Origin of the sequence: Floridaenema aerugineum BLCC-F46 (genome assembly GCF_041929345.1) — a bacterium.
GTDB lineage: Bacteria > Cyanobacteriota > Cyanobacteriia > Cyanobacteriales > Aerosakkonemataceae > Floridanema > Floridanema aerugineum.
In genome coordinates this window covers 58,348-66,453 of the sequence record NZ_JBHFNQ010000170.1, presented here as the reverse complement: position 1 = coordinate 66,453, position 8,106 = coordinate 58,348, and the positions used below count along the sequence as shown (strand labels likewise).

Below are 8,106 nucleotides of genomic sequence, written 5' to 3'. Positions count from 1 at the left end.
ACCTTGCGCCTCCACAATTTCAGTTTTTTGTAGTTCATTTTGCGATCGATAATTGTTAACAGAACTGGAACGTGCATCTACCCAAATTGCCTCGCTGGTAAGGGGTTGCGCTGGGTTAGGCGGTACACCACCTGTTCCAGTTATCCTAAAATTAGATGTTTCCTTGCCAACTGCTTGACATCCAGTAGCAATCCGGGGGGAATTGACAATCTGCGGAGTGTTCAACAATCCTTGAGTAGGATCGACATCAGGAGTTTGAATGTCTACAACTCCATCAAATTGCCGCCCTAATTGAGAACTCGTTGTGATACCACTAGTTGTTAATGTTGGTTCTCTTCTTAGTTGTGCGCCGAAAATTCCTTGCGCTTTAATGCTCACTTGACCTCCTTGGCTGTCGATCGAATTCGCCGTAATATCGCTATTTTACAAGGCTGCTATTACATCACTATTAATAGTAATGTTACCACCAGTACCAGTAGCGTTAGTAGTGATTCTACTATTACGACGTATCTGTAAGTCATTACTATTAAGTGCAATATTTCCGAAGTTTCCAGCTTTGGTTTCTGCGGTAATTGTTCCACTATTTAAACGAACTCTTCGAGCTTCAATCGTCAGGTTGCCGGCTGCTCCTGTTGCTAATGGGCCACGAGTTGCTGCTGTAATTTGACCTCCATCTCTGACAATAAGCTCGTTAGTTTCAATCTGAGGCTAATAAGTTAGTTTTTGTACTTCTGACAAAGCTAAAGCCGTTATAATAAAAGCTTTATGGCCTATTTATTAGATTTTTTTATCACTTAAAGTATGAGAGAACTTATCTTCTAGACTTTTCAGCTTCCGAAATAATGCTTCTAATGTGGAACCATCTGCTACCCAAATTTTGTCAAAATGCTGATCGCATTCCCGCAATAATTTGTTGGTTATCGCCAAATATATTTACCGAAATGCTTCGCCCCTACGGGTTAAAAAAGCTCGCTCTATGACCGTCAACAGTATAGCTAAAATCTCTAAAGACTGTGGGCAAATATGAAATAAATTACCTCAGAAATCAGCCATATTTTGACTGCAACCCGGTTAAAGCCTGATGTAACGGTTGGTTTTTGACTGCCTGCCCTTTAGGGGGCAGGCAGTCAAAAACCAATATTAGAGAGGCTTTGGCAGTTTTTGGAGATGTCTATTGAGCCTGTTGAATATCCCAGAGGTAACGGTAATGCTTACCATTAGTTAGTAACTCTTCATGGGTTCCCTGCTCAACCAATCGACCTTGGTCTAAAACAAAGATGCAATCTGCCTGGGTTGCGGCTTTTAGTTGATGAGTAATCATAATAACTGTGTGCTTACCTGCCAAGGATGCGATCGTTTGATTAATTGCATCTGCCATTTCCGCCGAGAGACTACTGGTAGGTTCATCTAGTAATAAGATAGGTGGGCGACAAAGCAATGCTTGGGCGATCGCAATTCGCTGGCGCTGTCCCCCAGATAATCTGCCACCTCCTTCGCCCACCATTGTTTGATAACCCTCTGGAAGACTTAAGATAAAATCATGAATTTCAGCAGCTTGAGCAGCAGCAAAAACTTCTTCTTCTGTAGCTTCGGGTTTGGCGATGCGAATATTATTCATGATTGTGGTGTGGAAAAGAAAAGTTTCTTGTAGCACAACTCCCATTTGCGATCGCAAAGATTTCTGTGTTAGATGACGTAAATCATGATCGTCGATCGTAATTCTTCCATCACTAACATCATAAAAACGCATTAGCAAGTTAAATATTGTACTCTTACCAGCACCACTTGAACCAACAAATGCAACAAATTGACCAGCTTTTATACACAAATCAATTTCATGTAATTGGTGCTGTGCATTGTCATAACCAAACGATAAGTTCTCAAAGCAAATCTTTTTCTCAAACGATGTCAAAGCATGAGCATCAACAGCATCGACAATTTTAGTTGGATATGTCAGAATCTTATCGATTCGTTGCATCCCAATAGTAGCTCCCAGCCAGCGACCAATTCTTGTATTCACCAATTGGCCTAATAGATCGTACATACTATGAGAAATGGTGAAGAAAGTTATCCAAGCTCCTAGTGAAATGTTATTGGACAAAACATAAATTCCCCCAATTCCCATAACCCAAACATCAAGCAAATATGCAGAGAATTTTACTGAATAAGTAAAGAGAAGAAAGCTAAATACTGCTTCAGTTTTCTTGTCCTCAAGTTTTCTTAATTCGTTACTAAAATAGCTGGCAAATAAAGCTTGTAAACCGTATCCTGTAATCGTCGGTTGGGCGCGAATACCTTCGTTTACTGCATCGGTCATCAATGCGTTTTGGTTGATTGCCTCCAGTCCTCGCTCAGTCAGGTAATTCATCATGTAAAGCGTTATTGGCAGCATTACAACCATAGGTATGGCGCTAATTACTGCTAAAGAACCGCTAATATGAATCATCATGCCAAAGTTGACTAAGGTCATGACCATTTCGCCAACACTTCGGATCATTTCTTGACCTAAAATAGGCTCTATTTGGTAAATATCTACAGAGAAATGGGTTAATAAATCTCCCGATCGAGCCTGTTTATAAAAGCTTTGTGAAAGAGTTTGCAGTTTCACAAATAAGTCATATCGGATATCATTAGCAATCCGGCTAGAAAGTCGAGCAGATAAACGACTACCTAATAGATATGATCCAAAAGCTAAGGGTAGCAAGCTAGCTAATTGAATCGCTGAACTTACAAGAACAGACCCTCCTTGATCGATCGCAATACCTAGCTTTTGTGCAGCAATTATTTGGTAAGCAGGCATCCCCATCATGCAAATAGCACTAATGATGGCAATAACTACATAAGGAGACCAGTAAATCCAAACATATTTGAAGAACAAACGAAAACGACTAGCAAGTTCTTTAATCCATAAACTCCAATCAGCAGGGTTATTTTTTTCATCTTTCTGTGACAGTTCATATTCTTGCCAAGGTGAACTATCTTTTAGTTGCAATGAGGTTTCTTGAAGCTTTTGAGATGCAGGTATCCAGCGATCGATCGAGAGAAATTGAAGAAGCTGGAAAACTAACTGTGGGCGATTTGAGTTGTTAGTAAATGAGGAATCTGTATCCTCAAAATCCATTAGTTTGCTGGAAGATTTTTTCCCAAAGTAGCGTAAAATCCCCCAGCAACAAACACCTGCAAAACTTACAACTACTAATGCAGTCGTGTAAGGATGAATTAAACTGCTATTGTCAAGGAGCATAGTCAGCAGGAGAAGTTTAAGATTACTCATCATGAGTTTTCTGGTGGATTTGTCAGAAGATTTAAGTGATAGGAATCTTCACCACGAACTACGATACAAGGAATCTGGTTTCCGCTAAAACCTTTGATCTCAACATCAGGTTTGGCAAAACGAGCAACAAGACCAAAGCGGGTTCGGGAATCATTATTTCGACTGACACCATGCCAAATTCCACCTCTGGTGAAGCAATACTGACCTGCTTTCATTTCTATGGGTTCAATTCTATGAGGTGCGTTTTCTGGGTGCATTCGATCGGCTAACCTAAGTACGCTATCTGCATCAGTGAGATCGCATTCTCCTGCTTGTTCTAGGGCAGGAAGGTCAGCATCGTATTTGTGAGTTCCAGGGATAACTAGCAAACAACCAGTTTTCATTGTCATATCAGTTACAGCGATCGAAACATGAACACCTTTGATCCAACCATTAATAACATCAATATGCCAAATTTGACCAGTCTTTTCCACAATATGACCATCATGACCAGGCTCTCTAGAAATAGTTTCTGCCATCCAAAACAGAAGATTTGGCCCTAAGAAATCTGCCACATCATTTAAAACCAGAGGCTCTGTAGATAAGTCATACACTAACTTAGATGTTGTATGAGCAATCCTACGATCCATCACATTAGTTTGGATTGGAGAAGATGAGGTTTTTTGATCTTGATTTTGAGCTTCTCCAATAGCTTGATTCATGGCTTCACGTAAAGCCACTAAACTAGCAGTTTGACCAAGGGTAAATGGCCCAGCAAAACCTTCTTTCTCGAAAAAAGCGACTTTCCGATCGATTTGATTAAAGTCAGTTTGGCTAGTGCTAGATTTTCCAGAATATCCAGTAGTTTGCATCATTAAAAGTCTTCCTTTTATAAACGTGATCGTACAAAAATTCAGACGACATAATTTTATGCCTTTTTACAATTGCACTTCTATGAATTGCTATGAATGTAAATTACTCCTCTTTTTGCACCTTCAGCTTGATTGTTGTAATAGTAGGCATAATCATTACCGTAAATTGCCTCGATACTTGGCTTAATCCATTCAAATGTATAGTCTTGACCGTTATAGGAATCGTAACCCAAGTCAGGACGATCGGGAATTTTCCAGTCATGGATCGCAATAACTGGTTTTATTTCTGCTTCAGCGATCGCTTTTAATTCATCCAGCAAAGGTGTCTCAATATGGGAATGGGCATCCAGGTAAAACAAAATATTGCCATGATCTTGCTTCAGTAAATTCCTTAAAAGTTCGGGACTACAGCCCTCCATAATAGTAACATTAGTTGAATCTTTGAGATATTCTGTAGCTTCAGGAATATTTTCGGAATCTACTTCGATCGTATAGACTTGATTAGCAAGCTGGGCTAATTTTTTGGTTGTTCCTCCTAGAAAAGTTCCTGTTTCAATTATGGTGTTGATCTCAAATTTCTGAACCAGCTTTTTGATTTCTTCTTCTATATAGTAATCACCTTCAAAACCTGTCAAATTACGATCTATTTCTTCTTGAGTTCTGCGAGACTTTTTCATTTTTTAAACCTTCTATTTGCCACAGAATTGATTTTGCCTTAAGTTTAATTATTTGCAAAAGCAATTTCTTTAAAGAGTATACACTTTTTCCGAAGTAAATCAACCAACTTTTGTAAATATCTCTAAATTTTGATGTTTCTATCATGTAATACCAGAGATAAGACTTTCTCTAGCTTTAAAGGATCGACATCAGTTTGCCCATCACTGCTAACATTGTCTCCAAAAATATGCCAGTGTTTGTGTTTCATAAAGCTAGAGATAATTCGTGATGAATGATACCAGTATTCCTTGTTATAAATTTCCACAATACTGATTCCTGAATTGCAAAATATTTGATTGTACATCCCTGCTCCATGAGGCCCAAGAACAATCTCCGCCTCAGAAAAAGTCCTAATCTGTTCAGCTAAACTCATTTTTTCACAGTGTATAACCTCAAAGTTGTATTTTGTTAAAATCTGTAATATTTCCTCTTCGTTAACTATTCTTCTCGAAGATTGAGAACGAGAAATATAAATTCTTTTAGTGGGTAAACGGACATTTTTTTCATTTACAACTGAGGATAGCAATTTATTTCGGATCGCTAGAAAGTGTATTTTTTTAGGTCTACCTGGGTTTTCTGCTGCACGACAGAGGATCAGGTTTTCTACGATGATACTCTCCTCCTGAATTTGGATTGTTTGATTTTCTGGAATACCCAATAGTTTGAGAGAGTCAACAATATAAGGCGGTGAGTTATCAGGAATAATAAATTTTAAATTCTTTTTAACGCTGCTATCTAAAGATTCTATCAGAGCAAGTTTTGGTAAACAATCCATCAGCCAGTGGGCAAAGTTTAGGGTATAACTCCAATAAGATAAGAGCGATATGTATGTTCCTGAAAGGATATTACTATCGTTAAACTTCTCTTTTATTTGTTTTGCTTGGAAGTTGATATTTAATTTTTGCCCATCAACAGATTGGCGAATGATTTCCCGATCGGATGTAATCACTAATCCAGTTGGGTTGACGACTAAAGCATGAGGAATAGAACATCTAAATGTTTCGCCAATTTCATAATTTGTGACACAATGAAGATGATAAAATTGTTCTTCTCTACCAAAATTAGACCTTTCTTCAGGCGTGTATTGTAGCAGCTGCGCCCAGTCTTGAATGACATAGAGTAAGTCTTCTTCGATCGCGTTTGAAGGGTAATGAATCTGAGTTTCTAGAGGAGAAATAATCTCGAAATTCCATCCATTTTTTTTTGCTAATTCTTCGAGATTGTTGTTAATAGTAAGTTCTGGTGTTTCTTGAGAGTGAGATAGGGAAGATGTCATAATTTTTTTTACCTCTATATACTGTGAATGTTGGAATATTAGTCTGTTGACTAGGACGATCGATCTATTTTTAACTCATATACATTCCATAACCTCCAACTCAATCCAGAGAAACGTATATTTTTAATATCATTGCGGATAGCAGAAAAGGAAAGTGGATTGACTAAATGAATAAAAGGGAGATTTTCTTGGGCTAAAATTTGAGCTTGGGCGTAAATTTCCCGACGTTTGTCGTCATTCAACTCTTGACTACCTTGAATATAAAGATCGCTAATTTTCTGTTCCCAATCCTGAATAATTCGCCCTTTTAAGGGATCTCCATAAAACGTATTTTGATTGAAGGTATGAAGAGTACCATCAACTGACCAAATGTTACGAGTACTGTCTGGTTCAATATTGCCTCCAATAAAGTATAGGATATGTGCATCCCAATCAAGAGTGTTTAAAAGTTTGGTCATTAAAGTGTTGAAAGTTAGTAGTTGGAAATCAACGGTAATTCCAATGTTTGCTAAATCTCGTTTGATATGAATACCTATCTGGGATCTAATGCTGTTATCGTTACTGGTAATTAAGTTAAAGCGAACGAGATTACTGTCAGCATCTTCTAGTTTACCCTGGCTATTGTATTTGAAGCCTGCTTGCAAAAGTAATTGTTTTGCTCGATCGGGATTATAGTTGTAAACAGGCAACCCTTCTTTTGGAGAAATGTAATAGGGACTTTGCTTGTAGATGGGGGAATCATGAGGTGTACCCAATCCTTGAAAGATATTGTTGATCATAGTAGTTCGATCGATAGATAATGCGATCGCTTGGCGAAATTCCAGAGTATTAAACCAACGAGATTTGATCGGATCTACTACTGGTTTTCCATTGCGAGTAGCCTGATTTAAATTAAATGTAATGAAATGTGTAACCGCTGCTGGTCCACCATTATAAACGGTGAAATTTCCTCGTTTTTCTTCCCGCTTCATCAAGGCAAAAAAGTCAGGAGTAATGTTTACCATATCTAATCCACGCGATCGAAATTGCATCAAAGCGTTATCGGTCGAGCCGACAATTGGAATCACGATTCGTTCGATATAAGGTTGAGTCTTACCCTGAGAATCTTTGCGCCAATAATAGGGATTTCGCTCCAGAATAATTCGTTCCCCAGGCTGAAAACTTAAAAGGCGATAGGGACCGTTGGTAATAATTTTTTCTAACGGGGTATCTGTTCCCCAAATTGATAAAAATTTTGGTTTTTGCTCTCTTTTAGTAACATTAACTGTATCTTTTAAAGCGTGTTTTGGTAAGAGATTAACGTCTCCGATATAGCGTAGTATGGGAGTAAAGGGTTCTGGAGTAATAAATTCTACCTGATAATTGTTAACTTTTCGCACTTGGGGGAATTGACCTTTCTGACCAATCCGTAAAATATCTCGTACATTATTAGGAATATTTTCATTAAAATATATTTCGTTGAAACTGAAGACGACATCATCTGCTGTCAGTGGTTCTCCATCTGACCATTTTACATCTGGTCGTAGAGTAAAAATTATACGTTGTCGATCGCCCGAAATCTGCCAAGATTTTGCTATTCCTGGTTCTAGTTTTCCTGTTTCACCATTTTGGGTAATCATTCCTTCGTAGATCAAGCCTAGTACTGCGTGAGGGTCAAGGCTAGTTACAGGATTAAAAGTTTCTGGATCGTTGCGTTCACTACTAACAAGACGCGGAATCTGAGTCGCTTTAGTGGTCAACAAAGCAGAGTTACAACCTTGAATGACAATAACTATTGCTATTATCCCAACCAGCAATTTTCGCCATCCGATCCATTTTTTCAACTGACTTAGACTTAGATACATTCGAGTTGTGTAAGTAGGTAGATGTAAATAAAGTGAAAACCAATGCGGGCAAGATGCCCGCGCCACAAACAAGCTGTAACTCTTGTGGGGTGGGCATCCTGCCTGCCCCATCCCAAAATAACTATTATCACTTTATTTAGTAAT

Annotated in this window: 6 protein-coding genes and 1 pseudogene; all 7 read right to left on the bottom strand. The window is 38.4% G+C overall.

Annotated elements, in window-relative coordinates; translation table 11 throughout:
• Positions 1-378: pseudogene (locus ACE1CC_RS22440) on the bottom strand (filamentous hemagglutinin N-terminal domain-containing protein); the annotation flags it as partial.
• 399 nt (positions 379-777) lie between these two features.
• Positions 778-927 carry a hypothetical protein gene (locus ACE1CC_RS22435; protein ID WP_413272662.1) on the bottom strand — a complete coding sequence of 50 codons (150 nt, stop codon included), beginning with the start codon at positions 925-927 and terminating at the stop codon, positions 778-780.
• 244 nt (positions 928-1,171) lie between these two features.
• The gene (locus tag ACE1CC_RS22430) at positions 1,172-3,277 is read right to left on the bottom strand and encodes an ABC transporter ATP-binding protein (protein ID WP_459563894.1); all 2,106 of its coding nucleotides are present in this window, start codon (positions 3,275-3,277) and stop codon (positions 1,172-1,174) included.
• Complete coding sequence (locus ACE1CC_RS22420) at positions 3,274-4,128, bottom strand: phytanoyl-CoA dioxygenase family protein (protein WP_413272657.1); 855 nt, start codon at positions 4,126-4,128, stop codon at positions 3,274-3,276. Before ACE1CC_RS22420 ends, ACE1CC_RS22430 begins: the two co-directional genes overlap by 4 nt.
• Positions 4,129-4,205: 77 nt before the next feature.
• A complete protein-coding gene (locus tag ACE1CC_RS22415) occupies positions 4,206-4,802 on the bottom strand; it encodes a class I SAM-dependent methyltransferase (RefSeq protein WP_413272656.1) in 597 nt (198 codons plus the stop codon).
• 122 nt (positions 4,803-4,924) lie between these two features.
• Positions 4,925-6,118 (bottom strand): glycosyltransferase family 61 protein, encoded by a 1,194-nt coding sequence (locus tag ACE1CC_RS22410; protein ID WP_413272655.1) that lies wholly within the window; start codon positions 6,116-6,118, stop codon positions 4,925-4,927.
• Between the two features lie 50 nt (positions 6,119-6,168).
• A complete protein-coding gene (locus ACE1CC_RS22405) occupies positions 6,169-7,962 on the bottom strand; it encodes an ABC transporter substrate-binding protein (RefSeq protein ID WP_413272654.1) in 1,794 nt (597 codons plus the stop codon).
• Positions 7,963-8,106 lie beyond the last annotated feature (144 nt).